The following is an 18,951-nucleotide window of genomic DNA, read 5'->3' on the forward strand; positions in this document are numbered from 1 at the left end:
CCGTAAATAGTCCCAGGTCAGAGCGTTGACGAAGCGGTACCGCGAGGGGCTGCCCAGATCATGTCTGGTCGGCCACGAAGGACGCGATCCGGGCGAGGGCGGCGTTCCAGTTGATGGCGGTCTCGTTGGTCGACCAGGACTGGATGTCGTCGATGTAGCAGAACTGCCCGACGCAGCCGGTGAGCTTGGACTGCGCGAACGGGTCCTGGATGCTGGAGTTGGGGCCGCCGGCGAGGGTGCCGACGGGCGGGTCGGGCAGGGTCGGGTCGAGCTGGCGGGCGTACCAGCGACTGTGCTGCCGGTGCGCGTTGACTTCGCCGTAGCCGGTGACGTAGGAGATGTTCAGGGCGTTGCGGCCGAGCACGAAGTCCATGCTCTGGACGGCTCCGTCGCGGTACTTCGAGGCGCCCGTGATGTCGTAGGCGGTGGCGATCACCACGGCGTTGTTGAGGACCTGGTGGGCGGAGCCCCAGTCGTAGAGGTTGCCGTCGGGCGCGTACGGCATGCCGTACGGGTGGGCGCGCAGGGTGGCGAGGTAGCGGTCGGCGCCGGCGGTCACGGAGCGGCGGACTTTGTCGCGGCCGGGGAGTTTGCTCGGGACGGTCGCGAGGTCGAGGCGGGCCGCGGCGGCGGTGCCGCCCCAGCTGAAGCTGACGGCCTGGAAGACGTCGGCGGTGTGCTGCGGGGAGTTGACGACGTGGTCGGCGAACTGGCTTTCCCCGGTGGTGAGATAGAGCTCGGCCGCGGCCCAGTAGAACTCGTCGCTCACGTCCTGGTCGCCGTAGGCGCCGCCGCCGGTGCCGTCGCCGGGGTCGGCCAGGACGGCGGGGTGGGCGAGGGCGGCGGTCCAGGCCTTGCGGGCGGCGGTGAGGGCGCGGGCGGCGAAGGCCTTGTCGTAGGGCTTGTACAGGCGGGCGGCCTGGGCGGCCGCGGCGGCCAGGTTGAGGGTGGCGGCGGTGGTCGGCGGGTGCAGTTCGCGCTTCTGCGGGTCGGCGGCGGGCAGCAACGGCAGTCCGGTCCACTGCTCGTCGTGGATCTTGTGATGGGCCATGCCGGCCAGTGGCTGCCCGTCGGGCACCTGCATCCGCAGCAGGAAGTCCAGCTCCCAGCGGGCCTCGTCGAGGACGTCGGGGACCCTGTTGCCGCTCTCGGGCAGGGCGAGCGTGCCGTCGCCGAGTTTCGCCGGGCGGCCGGTGCGGGCGTGCAGGGAACGCTCGTAGGTGCTCAGCAGTTCCCAGGTGCTGATGCCGCCGTTGACGACGTACTTGCCGTGGTCGCCGGCGTCGTACCAGCCGCCGCTGACGTCCAGACTGTAGTCGCACACCCCGGGTTGGCACGGTACGGCCCGGTCGCCCTGGTTGGGGGCGACGCCGACGTGGCCGGCGGCGCGGCCGTAGCCGGGGCGCAGGTCGTCGCGGATCGGGGTGCCGCTGCGCTGGGTGTAGAAGTACTTGACCGCGTCCAGGCGGAGCCGTTCGTAGGCGGCGGCGTCGATGTCGAACGGGCGGCTGGTCTCGCCGTCGGCGACCAGGGTGAAGCCCGCGCCGCGCCCCCGATAGGCGCCGAAGTCGACGGAGTGGACGTTCTGCCCGGAGGAGGCGTCGACCCCGCGCGGCGCGGTCCAGCCGTGGGCGACGGTCGCCCCGGCGGCGTTCTTGAGCGCCCAGGGCAGCTTCGTGGTCGCGTCGGTGACGAGGGTGGCGTTCTTCGGCCCGGCGGGCAGGTAGGCGACCTGGTTGACGCGGACCCGGGGCCCGGTGTCGGGCTCGTACACCTCCGGCGGCACCCCGCCCAGCAGGGACACGTCGTCCACGCAGAACCGCCAGGGGGTGGCGCTGCCGCCGACCTGGAAGGCGACCTGGGCCCGGTCGGAGTCGACGGGCGCGGTGAAGGTGTAGGAGTACGAGCCGGCCGCGGCGTCGAGGACCGGGCTCGCCTCCTGCCAGGTGTCGTACGGATCCACCGACAGACCGACGATCGCGCGCACGACGTGGCCCTCCGGCACGCCGGAGGCCTTGAAGGAGAACCGGTAGGTCTCCCCCTTCACGAGGGTGATGTCGCTCTGGCCGACGGCGGAGTCCCAGCGGTTGACGGTGCCGCCCGGCACGTCGGCGCAGAGCCGGCCCTCGGTGGGCCCGGCGGTGACGTTGCTGCTCCACCATCCGTCGGCGGTGCTGTCGAAGGTGCCGTTCCTGACCTGCTCGACCTCCTCGGCGCCGGCCTGCGGCACGGGCAGCGCGGTGAGCGCCGCGCCCAGCAGGGCCGCCAGGGACAGCAGGGTGGTTCTGCGTCGTTTCACGTCCGGATCTCCTGGGCTCCTCGGGGGAGCGCGTCCTCCGCAACGGATGGGAGCGCTCCCAACGACGGTCGCAGGACATGTTTGTTGGAGTCATGACACCCCGTCAACGGTCCGGACGGGACGCGTTGCGCGAAGCGCCGTCCTGTCCGGACTCCCGGGGCCCACGCCTGCGGGGCCCGCACCTCCGGGGCCCACGCCTGCGGGGGCCTACGCCTGCGGGGCCTACGCCTCCAACTTGCTGATGCGCACCGCTCCCCGGGCCTCACCGGGGTGAGCGCTGGTCAGGGTGAGCCGCAGCCGGGAACCGGTCACCGCGTCGAAGGTGATCACGGTCGGCTCGTCGGAGACCCGTGCCCGGTCGACAGCCGCGCCGGACACCGGCCGGTACTGCCGGCCGTCCCAGACCTCGACGCCGATCTCGGCGGGCAGACTGTGCGCGGGCCCGACGGTGAACGACGCCTCCACCCGGTCGAAGGTCCGCGTCCGCCCCCAGTCCACCGACACCCAGTCCCGCGCCCGGGCCTGACCGAAGGCCGGCAGCAGGGCGGTGGCCGCCTTGACGAACGCGTTGGACCAGCCGGTGGCCGGGTCGCCGTCCAGCATGGCGGCGGGCAGGGTGTCCGGCCGTCCCGAGTAACTGGCGTCCGCATACGGGTAGTTCACCGGCGCCGGGTGTTCAGGGGCGAAGACGGCGGCGGGGGTGGTCGCGGCCGAACGGGCGTGCGTGGTGGGGACGGTGGCCGTGCCCCGGCGCAGACCGTCCACGCACGCGGTCACCTTCAGCGCGCCCGGCTTCGGGCCCGACCGGAGGATGGCGAGCGCCTTGCCGCCGAAGGCGGTCCGGGTCGCGGCCTGGTAGCGCTCGGCGCTCTCCTCGCGCCCGTTGTCCACCCCGGCGAGGGAGCCCCCGCTCACCTCGAACGAGATCAGGTGCTCGGCGTCGGGCACGACCACCCCGCGCGCGTCGACGATCTCGGCGGTGACGAAGACCAGCGAACGGCCGTCGGCGGGGAGGGACTTGCGGTCGGGGGTCAGCCGCACGGCGTGCGGGACTCCGGCGGTGCGCAGCACGTCGGTGGCGACGGCCTTGCCGCCCCGGCGGGCCACCGCCTTCAGCTCGCCCGGTTCGTAGGGGACCTTCCAGGTCAGGTGCAGCTTGCCCGCGCTGCCGTTGGGGCTGGTGTAACTCCCGGGCCAGGGACCGGCGGTGAAGGTCTTGTCGTCGCCGGTGGCCTCCGTGGTCTCCAGGTACTCCCGCCCGTCGACGGTCGTCTTACGGTCGAACTTCCTTGTGCCCAGGGACTTTCCGTTGAGGAACAGCTCCACGGTGTCGACGTTGGCGTACGCCCACACCTCGACGGTGTCGCCTTCCTGGTGGTTCCAGGTCATGGGCAGCAGATGGACCATCGGCTCCTTCGTCCACTGGCTGCGGAAGAGGTGGTACATGTCCTTCGGAAAGCCGGCGGTGTCGACCGCGCCGAAGAACGACGCCTTGACCGGGAACACGTCGTACGGCGTGGGCTCGCCGATGTAGTCGATGCCGGACCACAGGAACTGCCCGGCGAACCACTTGCGGTCCCGGTCCTTCTTGTGGCCGTACTCGCCGCTCATCGTCCAGGAGGCGAGGTTGTTGTCGTAGGAGGAGACGGCCCGCCGGCCCGGGGTGTGGTTCTCCCCGGTGTTGAGGTGCTCGGGCTCCTGGTAGACGCCCCGCGTCGAGGTCTCCGAGGAGGACTCCGACTCGAAGAGGAACAGCCGCGGATAGCGCGCGTGCAGGGCGTCCACCGACTTGGCGGTGTTGTAGTTGAGGCCGAGGCCGTCGAGCTTGGCGAGGATCAGGTCGGCCGGCGAACCGGGGGCGGGCACGCTGCGGTGCCGGTGGGAGCCGATGACGACCGGGCGGGTGTCGTCGTACGCCTTGACGGCGGCGATGAGCCGGTCGGCGATGGGCAGTCCGGCGGCGGAGGTGAACTCGGAGATCTCGTTGCCGATCGACCACATGACGACGGCGGGCGAGTTGCGGGCGGCCAGCACCATCTCGGCGACGTCGCGCTCGGCCCACTCGTCGAAGAACCGGCCGTAGTCGTAGCGGGTCTTGGGGGTCTTCCAGCAGTCGAAGGCCTCCACGAGCATCACGATGCCCAGTTCCTCGCAGATCCCGATCATCTCCGGGGAGGGCGGGTTGTGGGAGGTGCGGAAGGCGTTGACGCCCATCGACTTCATGATCGTCATCTGCCGGCGGATCGCGTCGGCGCTGACGGCGGCGCCGAGCGCGCCGAGGTCGTGGTGGAGGTCGACGCCCTTGAGCTTGGCGTGGACGCCGTTGAGGTGGAAGCCCTCGTCCGGGTCGAGACGGCAGGTGCGGATGCCGAAGGGCGTGCGGTACACATCGCCGCGCCGTCCGCCGACGCGCAGCTCGGTCTCCAGGGTGTAGCGGTGGGGAGCGGCGAAGTCCCACAACATCGGTTCGGGTACGGCGAGTTCGTGGTCCTCGCCGGCCTTGTCCACGACGGCGACGGTGGAGGACGCGCGCGCCACGGTGCGGCCGTTCGGGGCGAGGACCCGGGAGATCACCTCCACGTCCGCGCGCGTCCCGGAGGCGTTGACGACGTCGGTCCGCACCCGGACCAGGGCCCGCTCCGCGGAGACTTCGGGGGTGGTGACGCGCGTGCCCCAGCGGGCCACGTGGACCGGTTCGGTGACGATCAGGCGGGCCTCGCGGTAGATGCCGCTGCCGGAGTACCAGCGGCTGCTGGGCAGCCGGTTCTGCACCTTGACCGCGAGCACGTTCTCGGTGACGCCGTCGGTGTGCGCGAGGTCGGTGAGGTCGAAGGCGAAGCCGGTGTAGCCGTAAGGGTGACGGCCGACCTCTGTGCCGTTGACGTAGACGCGGGAGTCCATGTAGACGCCGTCGAACTCGACCGAGATCCGCTTGTCCGCGCAGGCCGGCGGCAGAGTGAAGGCGAGCCGGTACCAGCCGAGGCCGCCGGGGAAGAAGCCGGTCCCGCTGGTCGTGCCGTGCTCGGTGGTCGGGGTCTGCTCGATGCTCCAGTCGTGCGGGACGCGAACCCGCCGCCAACCGGAGTCGTCGTGACCCGGATCGGCGGCGTCGTCGTACTCCCCGGTCGGGTCGGTGATGCCGCCCGGGTTCACCAGGGCGAACCGCCAGCCGTCGCGCAGCGGGATCGCGCGGCGGCCCGCCGGGGCCGCGCCGCCGGTGGCGGCCCCGGCGGAATGGCAGGCGGAGGTGGCGAGGAGCGCGCCGGCGACGGGCGCCGCCGTGGAGGCGAACAGAATCGATCTGCGAGTGACCGTCATGGCGACTGTTCTCCCTCATCAGGAACCAGAAGTACGCACAAATGATCGTCAGCAAACAGAATCTGATGTCCTTCGACTGCCGTCCGTCAAGAGCGCCGCTCGGGCGGTCCGCCCGCCGGCCCCCACACGCCGGTCGTTCGGCCGGATCGGCCCGTGTCCGCTCCCGCCGTGAGCGGACGGGCTCCCCCGCCGTGCCCGGGACACAAGCACTAAGGTGGAACCGAAGTGGCGCGCCTGTTCACTGTGAGTGTCCGCGATGGAGTGGGGACGATGAGCCCGGACTACCCGTTCGACGATGCCTCGACGGCGCGGGCGGTCATCCACGAGGACGGCACGCTCACGGACTGGAACGAGGGGGCTCGTCTGCTGCTCGGCTACGAGCGCTCCGAGGTGGTCGGCCGCCCCGCCTCCGCCCTGCTGGCCGACGATCCTGACGACGCGGCGCCCGCGGACCGCAACGGCCCGGCGGTCCATGCCGGCCCGGTGGACCGCAACGGCCCGGCGGGCGATGACGACCCGGCGGACCAGGACGACCCGGCGGATTGCGCCGGTCCGGCTCGCGGAGGAGACGATCCGGCCGACGGCAGTGCTCCTCCGGCCGGCCGAGGCGAGTCGCCTCGGCCTCCCGGGCCCCGCGAGGACCGCTGGAGCGGCACCCTCGCACTGCGCCACCGCGACGGCCGCACGGTGCCCGTCTGGATCCTCGCCCACCGCAGACGGCTCACGGACGACGCCCCGGCCACCTGGCTCGCCGTGACGCCGCTCGCCGGCGGCTTCCCCGCGCCGGAGGAGGACGACCTGGTGCGGTCCGCCCTCGCCCAGTCCCCCTGCGCCACGATGATCTTCGACGAGCAACTGCGGCTGCGCGGCATCAACGACGCCATGTCCGACCTGGTCGACCTGCCCTCCGCCCGCATCCGGGGCCTGCGCGCCACCGACATCGCCGGCCGCCCGCAGAGCTCGCAGATGGAGAGCCGGATGCGTCTCGCCCTCACCAGCGGCGAGCTCCAGGAGTTGCAGACGTTCATGAAGGCCACCGGCGAGGACCGGGCGCACGCCTGGCTGGCCAGGATCGCGCCGCTCACCGACGCCTCGGGGCGCACGCGCGGCGTCTGCGTCACCGCCCACGACTTCACCGGCCACTTCCTCGCCCGTGAGCGGCTCCAGCTGGTCAACGAGGCGAGCGTGCGCATCGGCAGCACCCTCGACGTCACCCGTACCGCACAGGAACTGGCCGAGGTGTGCGTGCCCACGCTGGCCGACTTCGTCAGCGTCGACCTGCTCGATCCGCAGGAACACGGCGGCGAGGCCGTCGGCCCGCTCACCGCCCCCGTCCATCTGCGCCGGGCCGCGCATCACTCGGTCAACCCTGGCGCCCCGGAAGCCGTGGTCGCGCCGGGCGAGGTGGACGTCTATCCGGAGAGCTCCCCCCAGGCCGCCTCCCTGCTCGCGGGCCGCGCCGTCGGGGCGGGCAGCCCGTCCGGCGACCTCGCCGCTTGGCTGTCCTGGGACGACAGGCGCTTCAGCCGGATCGCCGAGTACGGCATCCACGCCACGATGTCGGTGCCGCTCCAGGCCAGGGGCACGACCCTCGGCGTCGCCGTCTTCACCCGCTTCCGGCGCCCCGACCCGTTCTCCCCCGACGACGTGCTGCTGGCCGAGGAGGTCACCGCCCGGGCCGCCGTCTGCATCGACAACGCCCGCCGCTACTCCCGGGAGCGCGAGACCGCCCTGGCCCTGCAGCGCAGTCTGCTCCCCCGCACACTGCCCCGGACCGCCGCCGTCGACGCCGCGTCCCGTTATCTGCCCGCCGCCCGCGCCGGAGTCGGCGGCGACTGGTTCGACGTGATCCCGCTGTCCGGGATGCGGGTCGCCATGGTCGTCGGCGACGTGGTCGGACACGGCATCCAGGCCTCCGCCACCATGGGCCGGCTGCGCACCGCCGTGCGCACCCTCGCCGACATCGACCTCGCGCCGGACGAGCTGCTCACCCACCTCGACGACCTGGTCCTGCGGCTCTCCGAGGAGGCCGGCGGCGAGGGCGGCAGCCCGGGCGAACTGGGGGCGACCTGCCTGTACGCGGTGTACGACCCGGTGTCCCGGCGCTGCACCCTGGCCCGCGCCGGGCATCCCCCGCCCCTGCTGCTGCCGCCCAAGGGCGCCCCGCGCCGCGTCGACCTGCCCGCCGGCCCCCCGCTGGGCCTGGGCGGGCTGCCCTTCGAGTCCACCGAGCTGTCGCTGCCCGAGGGCTCGGTGCTCGCGTTCTACACCGACGGCCTGATCGGGCCCCGCACCGACGGACCGGGCACCGGTCACGAAGCCCTCGGCGACGCCCTGGCCGGGCACGTCGAGTCCCTCGACGAGACCTGCGACCGCGTCCTGGGCGCCCTGCTGCCCAAGGGCGGCGCCGCCGACGACGTGGCCCTGCTGCTCGCCCGCACCCGGGGGCTGCCCGCGTCGCAGGTCGCCACCTGGGACATCCCCGCCGACCCGGCGCTCGTCGCGCCGGTCCGCAAGCAGGTCGTGGAGCAGCTCGACCGCTGGCGGCTGAGCGAGGCGACGTTCACGGCGGAGCTGGTGGTGAGCGAGCTGGTCACCAACGCCATCCGGTACGGGGCACGTCCCATCCGGCTGCGGCTGATCCACGACGCGGCCACGCTGATCTGCGAGGTGTCCGACAACAGCCACACCGCGCCGCACCTGCGCCGGGCGAAGACCTGGGACGAGGGCGGCCGGGGGCTGCTGCTGGTCGCGCAGCTCACCCAGCGCTGGGGCAGCAGGCACACGGCCGAGGGGAAGACGATCTGGGCGGAGCTGGGCCTGTTCGACGAGGAGTGAGACACGACGGCCCCAGGTGAACCGAGGCGCTCGGTCCACCGCCGGTCTCGAAACCCGGGCGTTTGGCATGTCCTTTACCCGCGCCTGTTTTTATGGCGGGGCACCCTCTCGACCACGCCCCGGAGAACCGCCCTGAACGCCCCGCTCGCCGTCGTCCTGTCCGTCACCCTGCTCGTCGCCTCACTCACCTGGGCCGTGCTGCGCCCCGCCGGCCGCTCGGAGGCCCTGGTCGCGGTCCCGGCAGCGGCGTTCGCGGTCGTGGCCGGAGTGATCTCCCCGCAGCACGCGCTGGCGGAGGCGGAGCGGCTGGGGCCGGTGGTCGGTTTCCTGGCGGCGGTGCTGGTGCTGGCGCACCTGTGCGACGTCGAGGGGCTCTTCACGGCGTGCGGGGCGTGGATGGCCCGCCGTGCGGCGGGCCGCCCCCGGCGGTTGCTGACGGCCGTGTTCGTGCTGGCCTCGATCGTCACCGCGGTGCTCAGTCTGGACGCCACCGTCGTGCTGCTCACGCCTGTGGTGTTCGCCACCGCCACTCGGATGGGGGTGCGCTCCCGGCCGCACGTCTACGCCTGCGCCCATCTGTCGAACACGGCCTCGCTGCTGCTGCCGGTGTCCAATCTGACGAACCTGCTGGCGTTCACGGCGAGCGGCCTGAGCTTCACGCGGTTCGCCGCGCTGATGACGCTGCCCTGGCTGGTGGCGGTGGCGGCGGAGTACGCGGTGTTCCGGCGCTTCTTCGCCGCCGACCTGCCGGCGGCCGAGCCCGTCCCCGACGACGGCCCGGCACCGGAGGTGCCGCTGTTCGCGCTGATCACCGTCGGCTGCACCCTGGCGGGCTTCGTGGTGGCGTCCGCCGTCGGCCTGGAACCGGTGTGGGCGGCGCTCGCGGGAGCGCTGGTCATGGCCGGGCGGGCGCTGGCGCGGCGGCGTGTGACGCCGGCGGCGGTGGTGCGGTCCGCCGCCCCGGGATTCCTGGCGTTCGTGCTGGCGCTCGGGGTCGTGGTGCGGGCGGTGGTCGACCACGGGCTCGCCGACGCGCTGCGGCGCGTCCTGCCCGACGGCTCGGGTCTCCTCGCCCTGCTGGGGCTGGCCGCGGTGGCCGCCGTCCTCGCGAACCTGATCAACAACCTGCCCGCGGTGCTGGTCCTGGTGCCGCTGGCCGCCCCGGCCGGAGCGGGGGCGGTGCTCGCGGTGCTGCTCGGGGTGAACATCGGCCCGAACCTGACGTACGCCGGATCGCTGGCGACGCTGCTGTGGCGGCGCGTGGTGCACGCTCACGAGGAGCGGGTCGCCGTCGGGGAGTTCACCCGGCTGGGACTGCTCACGGTGCCGGCCGCGCTGATCCCGGCGGTGGTGGCGCTGTGGGCGTCGGTTCAGGTGCTCGGCGTCTGAGGCCCCCTCGGGGCGGGCGCACACCCGGCGCCCGCCACGGACGTCGGCTTCAGCGGCGCCAGTCGTTCGCGCCGCCGCCCCATTGACCGCTACCCCATTGACCGCCGCCGCCCCATTGGCCGCCGTAACCGCCGCCGGAACCGAAGTCGCTCCCGTAGTCGTGTCCGCCGCCGTACCGGTAGCCGTCACCGTGACCGTCCCAGCCCTGGTCACCGGTTCCGCTGCCGCTGGACCAGCCGGTGTCGCCGGTACTGCCGCTCGGCGGGCAGGCGTACCAGGGCTGCCAGCAGGAGGCGCCGGTGGAGCCGGACGGGGGGCCGGCCGACGCGGGCTTCCCGGCCGGCGGCGACTGCGGCTTCGAGGCGGACGGGGTCGGGGTGGCGGACGGCGCGGGGGCCGGGGTCTTCGCCGCCTTGCGCGTGCGGAGCGCGTCGGAGGTGTCGGCGAGAGTGCTGCTGTCGGCGTCCCAGTTGACGATCTGCATCTGCGGACCGGGATGCGAGGTGTCGATCACCCAGGCCTGGGCGGTGCCGTCCGCGCGGTTCTTCAGGACCACCGCGCCCGAGCCGTCGGTGGCGGCGGGGGCGAGGGCGAGGTTCTGGTTGCCGCGCGGGACGAGGGTGCCCTGGAGGGTGAAGTCGTAGCGGACGTTCTTCGCGTCAGGGGCGGAGGCGGCCACGCACGGCGACAGCCGCACCGAGAAGCCGAGCTGGGAGTCCAGGCACAGGTCGGGGCCCAGCGTGCTGCGCAGCAGTCCGTCGGTCTCGTACGTCCACTGCTGGTCGGCGGCCGACGAGCAGACGGCGAGCTGTGCCTCGGCGCCCTGGACGGCCTTCCCTCCGGCGATCCCGATGCACATCCCCGACGACGCGTTGTGCAGCCGTCCGCGCAGGGTGCCCTGGGTGACCCGCTCGGCGCCGGCCAGGGACGGGTCGGCGGAGTCGGTGTCCGGGGCGGCGGAGCGGCCGGGCTCGCCGCCGGCGGCCGGGTCGGCGTCGTCGCCGCCGACGGCGGACCAGATGACCAGCGGCAGCACGACCAGGCCGCTGACCGTGAGGACGGCGACGGCGAGGTTGCGGCGGCGGACGCGGCGGGCCGCCTTCTGCGCGGAACGCCGGGAGAGGGCACGGGAGCTCGCGGGCACGAGGTCGGTCCCGGGCGTGCGCGCCTGTGCAGTGGGATCAGGGGCGGCGGTGGGAGGCGTGCCGCCGGTGAACGCGTCGACCGGGGGTGCGAAGGGCGCGGCGGACACGGTGGGGGGCTCGGAGGGCACGGGCGGCAGGGCGTGGGAGTCGTCCGTGAAGGCCTCGCCCACGATCATCGGAGGCCGCCGGCGCTCGGGGGCCGGGGCGGGCGGCGGAGCGGGATTCGTCCTGAGCTCCCGGTACTCCCCGGCGGCCCAGCCCAGCACGCCCTCGGCGAGCGCGGCGCCCAGGTCCGCCTCGAACTGGCCGAGCTGGTCGGCGGTGTGCGCGCAGTGCCGGCACCGGTCGAGGTGGGCGCGCAGGTCCGGGTCGACGTCGACGCCGCCGCGGCGGCAGGTGACGTCGAGCAGCCGGTCGTAGCGGTGGCACTCCTCCTCGACGGCGAGTTCGCGGTGGACCTGGAGGCACTCCTCGCGCAACCGCTCGCGGGAGCGGCGCAGTTCGATCCGGGCGCCGTCCTCCTCCATGCCGAGCAGAGCGGCCGGGGAGGCGAGCGGCTCGGCCTCGGCCTCGGCGTGCCAGAGCAGGCAGCGGGCGGTCTGGGGCAGCCGGTGGAACGCCCGGGAGAGCAGCCGTCGGTTCGGCGGCGGGAGCAGGCGGGCGGCGAGCTGTTCGCTGTCGCCCTCCGCGGCGCGCAGTTCGGGGTGGAGCAGATCGCGGCGGCCGTCGGAGTCCCACTCGGCGGCGATGCGGCGCACGGTGACCAGCAGGTAGGGGCGCCAGGCGGCGGTGGGGCCGTTCTGCCGCAGGGTCTCGCCGAAGAGGCGGGTGAAGGCGGCTGTGGTGAGCATGCCGGCGGCGCGCTCGCCGGCGGCGCAGAGCCGGGCGTAGGCGATGGCCGCTTCCCAGTGCCGGTCCAGCAGTTCGCCGACGGGGTGCAGGGCGGGGGACGCCCCCGCCCAGTTCTTCAGCTCGGCGCTCAGCTGTTCGTCCGTCACCTCGAGGCGCCGCGCCGAAGAAGAACTCGACAGGCCTTCGTCTTTCACGGCGGCATTCCTCCGGGAGGGGGCATACGGCATCAGGTCCCATACCGACGGGTATGGGACCCCGCCGTGGGGGTGACGGGATGCTCTCGCACAGGATTCGGTGTCTGCGGCGTCCGCGGGACGGAACTCTTTCGAAACGTGGGGAGGACGGGTGAGACACCTCGTGCGCACGTGGGGAAATCGCTTCCGTGCGCCGACAGGGCACACCTTTGCACAGGCGGACCAGGCAGAACAAGTGATCCAACTGTTTCCTGTCCGGCTCGGGCGGGAAACAGGCTTGACGAACCGTCAACAAGTCGTTCACGGCTTGTCCGCATTCGGCACGCTTCCTCTGGTGCCGCCGTGACGGACCGACGGTGCGACGACCACATACCTGGGAGGGCTCGTATGGCCGTCACGGACATCGGCGTCGCCGGGGCTCCCGCCCCCGTCCTCACGGAGGCGGGGCTGCGGCGGTATCGGGAGGACGGCTTCACCGTGGTGCGGGGGCTGTTCGGCCTGGACGAAGTCAACCGGCTGTGCGACGAGTTCGCCGCGCTTCACGCGGACGGGCGGCCGGTGCCCGGTCACTTCGAGCCACGGCCCGGCGACGACCCGCTGCACCGCTACCCGAGGGTGATGCAGCCGCACGAGTTCCTCCCGCTCGCCCGGCGGACGCTGCTGGACGCGCGTCTGCGCGACGTGCTGGAGGCGCTGTTCGGGGAGGAGGTGCTGGCCGCGCAGAGCATGTTCTACTTCAAGCCGCCCGGTGCCCGGGGGCAGGCGCTGCACCAGGACGACTTCTACCTCCGGGTGGAGCCGGGCACCTGTGTGGCCGCCTGGCTGGCCTGCGACCGGATCGACCGGGGCAACGGCGGTCTGGAGGTCGTCCCCGGCTCGCACCGCATGGGGCTGTTCTGCCCGGAGGAGGCGGACGAGTCGCTGTCGTTCGCACGGGAGTACGTGCCGCCGCCGACGGGGCTCGCGCCGGCGCCCGTCGACATGGCGCCCGGGGACGTGCTGTTCTTCGACGGGCATCTGGTGCACGGGTCACAGCCCAATGCGAGCGGTGAGCGGTTCCGCAGGTCGTTCATCGCGCACTACGTCGGCCGTTCGGCCGAGCGCATCGGGGGGTACTACCGCACCCTGTCGATGAGCGGGGAGCGGGTGGCCCTGCCGGAGAGCGAGGGCGCGGGCCCCTGCGGCACCGAGTTCGCCCCGCAGGGCCCCCACTGACCCGACCGTGCGCCCCGGTACGCCTGACGCGTTCGACGCTGCTCCTGCTCGCCGTGGAAAAGTGCTTGCCGCCGGCTCGCGGACCGGCTCATCATCGGGCCATGTTCTCGCTCGCAGTCCCTGTGCCGCTGTCGTCCGCCGCCGCTCGCCCGGCGCGGTCCCAGCAGCAGCCCGGGCGTCCCCGGAGGCCCGACCCCGCGCGCCCGTGACGGCCGCGCTCGTCGCCGGCCTGGTCGCGGGATACGGCATCGCCGTACCCGTCGGCGCGGTCGGGACGTACCTCGTCTCCCTCACCGCACGGTCCTCCCTGCGCACCGGGGTGTGCGCCGCGCTGGGCGTCGCGGCCGCCGACGGGATCTACGCCCTGCTGGCGACGGTGGGCGGTACCGCCGTCGCCGTGGCGCTGCGGCCGGTGCTGACGCCGCTGCGCTGGGCGTCGGTCGTCGTGCTGCTGGCGCTGGCGGCGTGGAGCGCGGCGTCCGCCGTACGCCGCTACCGTGCCCACCGCCTCGCCGTCCGGTCCGACCCGCCCCCGCCGAGTCCGGCCCGGGCCTTTCTGAGCCTGCTCGGCATCACCCTCCTCAACCCGACCACCGTGGTCTACTTCGCCGCGCTGGTCCTCGGCGCCGGCGCGCAGGACGCCGTACGGCCTCTGGAGCAGGGCGTGTTCGTGCTGGCCGCGTTCGCCGCGTCCGCGAGCTGGCAGGTGCTGCTCGCCGGCGGCGGCGCCCTGCTGGGCCGGGCGCTGACCGGGCGGCGCGGCCGACTGTCCACGGCGCTGGTGTCCAGCGGGGTGATGACGGTGCTGGCGGTGCGGCTGCTGTGAGGAGTGAGACGGCGCGGACGCGGTACGGATGAAACGCCGCCTCACCGGTGTTGCGGTGTGATGCGGCACGTGCGGGCCCGGCGGCTGTGCCGGACGGCACGGGACGACACGACCGAACGCGAGCGAAGGGGACGGATGCCATGCCTCTCGAAGGCGAGTACGAGCCCAGCCCGACCAAGTGGGTGCGCGATCAGGTGGAGCTGTACGAGAGCTCCGGCGGCAAGGAGGGGACCACGCTGCAGAACACGGGGAGGCCCGTGATCGTGCTGACCACCCTGGGCTCCAGGAGCGGGAAGATCCGCAAGACGCCGCTGATGCGGGTCGAGCACGAGGGACGGTACGCGGCTGTCGCCTCGCTCGGCGGCGCGCCCAAGCACCCGGTCTGGTACCACAACGTCAAGGCCGATCCCCGGGTGGAGCTCCAGGACGGGCCCGTGAAACGGGACATGACCGCCCGTGAGGTCACCGGCGAGGAGAAGGCCCGGTGGTGGGAGCGGGCCGTCGCCGCCTATCCGCCCTACGCCGACTACCAGGAGAAGACGGACCGGGAGATCCCCGTCTTCGTCCTGGAGCCGACCGACAGCCACTGACCTGCGGAAATCCAGGGAGGCGCGGCGCGGGCGGGCCCGCGGGGCGACGGCGCGGAAACCGTCGTGAAGAAATCCGTCCCGGACGCGCATGGACGCGTCCGGGGCGGGCACGCGAAGGTCAGGCCCCGCCGCGTTCCCCCGTCGCGGCGGGGCTTTCCGCCGCCTCATGGGCGAGACGGTCGGTCACGTCGAGGAAGATCTGGTCCGCCTCGGGGACCGTACGGGCGATGGACCTCTTGATGCGGACGGCGACCTCTTCCACTTGCTCGCTGTCCAGCCCCGGCGCGAGGTCGACGCGGGCCGCCACCAGGGCGGAGTCGAGTCCCGTCTTCATGGTGAACAGCGCCTCGACGCTGTCGATCTCCGGCTGCGCCTCGAGCAGCGCGCAGATGCGGGCGCCGGTCTGAGGGTCGGCGGCCTCGCCGATCAGCTGGTCGCGGGCCTCCCGGCCGAGGCGGTAGGCGACGAACACGAGCAGCACGCCGATCGCGAGCGAGGCGCAGGCCTCCCAGACCACCTGCCCGGTGACCATGTGCAGGACCATGCCGAGCGCGGCCAGGAGGACTCCGAGCACCGCGGTGCCGTCCTCGGCGACGACCGTGCGCAGCGCCGGGTCGCGCAGACCGGCCCTGCCGCCCTGCCTGCGCACCTGGTGCAGGGCCCGCAGCAGCGAGGCTCCCTCGGCGAGCAGGGCGAGGCCCAGCACGGCCAGGCCCGCGACATAGCCGCTGAACTTCTCCTCCGCGCCGTTGCGGAGGGCGTCGACGCCCTGGAAGAAGGAGAAGCAGCCGCCCATGACGAAGATGCCGACGGCCGCGAGGAGCGACCAGAAGAAGCGTTCCTTGCCGTAGCCGAAGGGGTGGCGCCGATCCGCCGGGCGGCGGCTGCGGCGCAGGGCGGCGAGCAGGAAGACCTCGTTCAGGCTGTCGGCGACGGAGTGCGCCGCTTCCGACAGAAGGGCCGGCGAGCCCGCGAGCAGGCCTCCGACTGCCTTGGCGATCGCGATGACCAGGTTGGCCCCGAGGGCCACCAGCACCGTGACGCGCGTCCTGCGGTCCGCGGCCCGCTCCGTCCGGGCGCCTGTCGCCGTCCCGCCGTCTCCCTGCGCGCGTCCTTGCGCCGCCTCGTTCGCCGGCGCGCCGCTCGTGGCCGCGCCGCTCTCGGTTTCCCCGTCGCGGGCTGTCCGTGGTGTGTCGTGTTCGGAGGGTGTCCCAGTCACCCAACGGCGGATGCCCCGGCCGATCGGGCTCACACCGTGCCGTCGGCGGAAAACGGGGAACGCGTTGAAAGGGCACGCACGCACCACGAACAGGAGCGACCATGAGCGGCGGGGGCGACGGGAACAGCGCCTTGGGACACAAGACGTTCACCCGGTCCAAGAGCCGGTTCACGGACCGGATCACCGCGGACGGCCGGGACGGCTGGCCCGTGGAGGCCGGCCGGTACCGTCTGGTCGCCAGCCGCGCCTGCCCGTGGGCGAGCCGGGCGGTGATCTCACGGCGGCTCCTGGGCCTGGAGGGCGCGCTGTCCCTGGCGATCGCCGACCCGATCCAGGACGACCGCAGCTGGCGGTTCACGCTGGACCCCGGCGGCCGCGACCCCGTCCTCGGCATACGTCATCTCAGCGAGGCCTACGAGAAGCGGGAGCCCGACGCGCCGGGCGGGGTGAGCGTGCCGGCGATCGTGGACGTGCCGAGCGGGCGGCTCGTCACCAACGACTACCAGCGCGTCACCCTCGACCTCGCCACCGAATGGACCGCCCTGCACCGGACGGGCGCACCCGTCCTCTATCCCGAGGCTCGGCGCGACGAGATCGACGCGGTGATGGCCGAGGTGTACGAGGACGTCAACAACGGGGTGTACCGGGCGGGTTTCGCGACCGGGCAGGCCGAGTACGAGGAGGCGTACGCCGGCGTCTTCCGGCGGCTGGACCTGATTGCGTCGCGGCTCGCCGGGCAGCGGTACCTCGTCGGGGAAACGATCACGGAGGCGGACATACGGCTGTTCACCACGCTGGTGCGGTTCGACGCGGTGTATCACGGTCACTTCAAGTGCAACCGCTGGAAACTGACGGAGAATCAGGTTCTGTGGGCGTACGCCCGGGACCTCTTCCAGACGCCGGGGTTCGGCGACACCGTCGACTTCGACCACATCAAGCGGCACTACTACCAGGTGCACACCGGGATCAACCCGACCCGGATCGTGCCACTGGGCCCCGACCTGTCGGGCTGGCTCACCCCGCATCGCCGAGAAGAGCTGGGCGGACGCCCGTTCGGGGACGGGACGCCGCCCGGACCGGTGCGGGCCGGCGAGGAAGTGCCGGCGCCCGGCAGGCCCTGACCCGCGCCGGCTCCCCGCCCATCCCCCCATCCCCACCCCCAAGGCACAAGGAGGCACACGTGAGCAAGAAACAGAAACTCCCCCTCGTCTACCAGCCCGTCGGTTTCGTGTTCGGCTGGGCGAGCGGCGCGCTGGCGGGGCTGGCCTTCCGCAAGGTCTGGAAGGCGATCCGGCACGAGGACGACGCGCCCGACGCCCTGGACCAGGACCGCGGCTGGGGGGAGGTCCTGCTCGCCGCGGCGATCCAGGGCGCGATCTTCGCCGCGGTGCGCAGCGCCGCGGACCGCACCGGCGCGAAGGCCATCGAGCGGTCCACGGGCGTGTGGCCGGCGAAGGACAAGGGCGGCCGCGACTGAGGCCGCCCGGCCCGCTTCCTGATTCCGCGTGATCCTGAGGCGGTCCGTCCCGGAAGGCTCCGGGACGGACCGCCTCACCCCTGCTTGGGGGCCGTGGAGGGCACCCGGCGCAGGGTGAAGGAGTGTCCCGCCGGGTCGGCGTAGCCGCGCTCCTCGTACGGTCCCGGGGCGCCCTTGGCCTCCAGCGGGCGGCCGCCGAGCCCGACGACCCTGCGCTCCGCCTCGTCGAGGTCGTCGACGAGGAAGTCCAGGTGCGCCTGGAGGGAGTTCTCGGGGCGGGGCCAGCTCGGCGGGGTCGCGTTGACGTCGCGGCGGAAGGCGAGCCGGGTGCCCTCGGCGCCCCGTATCTCCACGCGGTTGGCGGTGACGTCGGTCTCCTCCGCGTCCATCAGCCCCTTGTAGAACTCGGCGAGTTTCTCGGGTTCGGCGCAGTCGAGCACTACGACCCCCGCTTTCACCAGTGCCATGTCTCCTCCGCAGGTCTTGGACCGGGGACGGTCCGAACCCGCCCCCCGAAAACCCCGGATACCCCGCACCCCGTGTCGTGCACGTCACTCGTCCGCGGCGGCTTCCTGGACAGCTGTCCAGCTATTGTGGACACCTGTCCAAGAACGAGAGAACGCGTCGGAGACGAGGAGAACGATGGAAACCCTTGCGCAGGTGCTGGTCGGGCTGGTCGCCGCGCTGCACTTCTACATCCTGGTGATGGAGATGTTCCTGTGGCAGAAGAAGCCCGGGCGGGCGCTGCACGGGTTCGACGCGGAGATGGCGCGGGCCACCGCCCCGATGGCCGCCAACCAGGGCCTCTACAACGGGTTTCTGGGCGCGGGCCTGGTCTGGGGGCTGGTCGCCGCCGATCCGACCGGCTTCGGCGCTCAGGTCTTCTTCCTCTCCTGCGTGATCGTGGCGGGCGTCTACGGCGCGGCCACGGCCAACCGCCGCATCCTGGTCGCACAGGCGCTGCCCGGCGCCCTCGCCCTGGCCGCCGTCCTCGTCGCTCGATGACCCGCGGCGAACCCGAGGATCCGCGGGCCGCCCGCACCCGGGCCAGGCTGCGCGCCGCACTGCTGGCGGAGTGCGCGCGGCGCCCGCTGGCGGAGGTGGGCGTGGCCGCGCTGGTGCGGCGGGCGGGGGTGGGCCGCGCCACCTTCTACGTGCACTACCCCGACCTGGAGGCGCTCGCGGTCGATGCCTGCGCCGACGTCGTCCGCGAGGCCGTGGAGGCGCTGCACTCCTGGCAGGGGCGGCCCGACCCGGTGCGGGCCCCGGCGGCGCTGGCGGAGTTCTTCGCCTCGCTCACCCCGCACGCCGCGCTGTACAGCGCCCTGTTGACCCCGGGTGGCGGCGGGCCGCTCGGTCTGGTGCTGCACCGGGACCTGCGGGAGTACAGCCTGCGGGAGCGGCAGCGGGCGGGCGCGGCGGACGCGCCGCTGGTCGCCTCCGCCGTGGCGGCGACCTTCGCCGGCGTCCTGGCGGACTGGCTCCACGGTCTCCTGGACGCCGGGCCCGCCGAGATCGCCGACCAGGTGTGGCAACTGCTGGTGGCCCTGCACGCCAGCCGCTGACCCGGCCGCGGCGCTAGGGCATGT

General features: G+C 73.2%; 14 protein-coding genes. 9 read left to right on the top strand and 5 right to left on the bottom strand.

What is annotated here, in order from left to right; translation table 11 throughout:
- Positions 1-58: 58 nt before the first annotated feature.
- Positions 59-2,299 carry a glycoside hydrolase family 9 protein gene (locus ACIRS4_RS10350; RefSeq protein ID WP_404192798.1) on the bottom strand — a complete coding sequence of 747 codons (2,241 nt, stop codon included), beginning with the start codon at positions 2,297-2,299 and terminating at the stop codon, positions 59-61.
- Between the two features lie 222 nt (positions 2,300-2,521).
- Positions 2,522-5,617 (bottom strand): glycoside hydrolase family 2 TIM barrel-domain containing protein, encoded by a 3,096-nt coding sequence (locus ACIRS4_RS10355; protein ID WP_404192801.1) that lies wholly within the window; start codon positions 5,615-5,617, stop codon positions 2,522-2,524.
- A gap of 270 nt (positions 5,618-5,887) precedes the next feature.
- Here ACIRS4_RS10355 and ACIRS4_RS10360 point away from each other — a divergent pair, with 270 nt between their 5' ends.
- Entirely contained in the window at positions 5,888-8,455 is a 2,568-nt protein-coding gene (locus ACIRS4_RS10360; protein ID WP_404192803.1) for a SpoIIE family protein phosphatase, read from the top strand.
- A 132-nt stretch (positions 8,456-8,587) separates the two neighbouring features.
- On the top strand, positions 8,588-9,844 hold the full coding sequence (locus ACIRS4_RS10365; RefSeq protein ID WP_404193106.1) for an SLC13 family permease: 1,257 nt from the start codon (positions 8,588-8,590) through the stop codon (positions 9,842-9,844).
- Between the two features lie 49 nt (positions 9,845-9,893).
- Here the strand turns inward: ACIRS4_RS10365 and ACIRS4_RS10370 are convergent, their stop codons facing one another.
- Positions 9,894-12,035: a ricin-type beta-trefoil lectin domain protein gene (locus ACIRS4_RS10370; RefSeq protein ID WP_404192806.1), complete on the bottom strand. Its 2,142-nt coding sequence runs from the start codon at positions 12,033-12,035 to the stop codon at positions 9,894-9,896.
- A 387-nt stretch (positions 12,036-12,422) separates the two neighbouring features.
- Between ACIRS4_RS10370 and ACIRS4_RS10375 the strand changes: the two genes are divergently transcribed.
- From ACIRS4_RS10375 to ACIRS4_RS10385, 3 genes are all read left to right on the top strand, one after another.
- Positions 12,423-13,250, top strand: coding sequence for a phytanoyl-CoA dioxygenase family protein (locus tag ACIRS4_RS10375; protein ID WP_404192808.1), 828 nt, complete (start codon positions 12,423-12,425; stop codon positions 13,248-13,250).
- Between the two features lie 205 nt (positions 13,251-13,455).
- Positions 13,456-14,076 (top strand): LysE family transporter, encoded by a 621-nt coding sequence (locus ACIRS4_RS10380; RefSeq protein ID WP_404192810.1) that lies wholly within the window; start codon positions 13,456-13,458, stop codon positions 14,074-14,076.
- A gap of 140 nt (positions 14,077-14,216) precedes the next feature.
- Positions 14,217-14,666: a nitroreductase family deazaflavin-dependent oxidoreductase gene (locus tag ACIRS4_RS10385; protein ID WP_404192812.1), complete on the top strand. Its 450-nt coding sequence runs from the start codon at positions 14,217-14,219 to the stop codon at positions 14,664-14,666.
- A 118-nt stretch (positions 14,667-14,784) separates the two neighbouring features.
- On the opposite strand, the gene ACIRS4_RS10390 is transcribed toward ACIRS4_RS10385, so the two are convergent.
- Positions 14,785-15,702: a cation diffusion facilitator family transporter gene (locus tag ACIRS4_RS10390; RefSeq protein WP_404193108.1), complete on the bottom strand. Its 918-nt coding sequence runs from the start codon at positions 15,700-15,702 to the stop codon at positions 14,785-14,787.
- 284 nt (positions 15,703-15,986) lie between these two features.
- Here ACIRS4_RS10390 and ACIRS4_RS10395 point away from each other — a divergent pair, with 284 nt between their 5' ends.
- Positions 15,987-17,006: a glutathione S-transferase family protein gene (locus ACIRS4_RS10395; protein WP_404192814.1), complete on the top strand. Its 1,020-nt coding sequence runs from the start codon at positions 15,987-15,989 to the stop codon at positions 17,004-17,006.
- A 59-nt stretch (positions 17,007-17,065) separates the two neighbouring features.
- On the top strand, positions 17,066-17,362 hold the full coding sequence (locus ACIRS4_RS10400; protein ID WP_404192817.1) for a DUF4235 domain-containing protein: 297 nt from the start codon (positions 17,066-17,068) through the stop codon (positions 17,360-17,362).
- A 74-nt stretch (positions 17,363-17,436) separates the two neighbouring features.
- Here the strand turns inward: ACIRS4_RS10400 and ACIRS4_RS10405 are convergent, their stop codons facing one another.
- Positions 17,437-17,829: a VOC family protein gene (locus tag ACIRS4_RS10405; RefSeq protein WP_404192820.1), complete on the bottom strand. Its 393-nt coding sequence runs from the start codon at positions 17,827-17,829 to the stop codon at positions 17,437-17,439.
- A 175-nt stretch (positions 17,830-18,004) separates the two neighbouring features.
- On the opposite strand from ACIRS4_RS10405, the gene ACIRS4_RS10410 reads away from it, so the two are divergent.
- A complete protein-coding gene (locus tag ACIRS4_RS10410; RefSeq protein WP_404192823.1) occupies positions 18,005-18,367 on the top strand; it encodes a DUF1304 domain-containing protein in 363 nt (120 codons plus the stop codon).
- Positions 18,364-18,927, top strand: coding sequence for a TetR/AcrR family transcriptional regulator (locus tag ACIRS4_RS10415; RefSeq protein ID WP_404192826.1), 564 nt, complete (start codon positions 18,364-18,366; stop codon positions 18,925-18,927). The genes ACIRS4_RS10410 and ACIRS4_RS10415 overlap by 4 nt, the downstream gene beginning before the upstream one ends.
- Positions 18,928-18,951 lie beyond the last annotated feature (24 nt).

Source organism: Streptomyces sp. NPDC101166, from assembly GCF_044768125.1.
Taxonomy (GTDB): domain Bacteria; phylum Actinomycetota; class Actinomycetes; order Streptomycetales; family Streptomycetaceae; genus Streptomyces.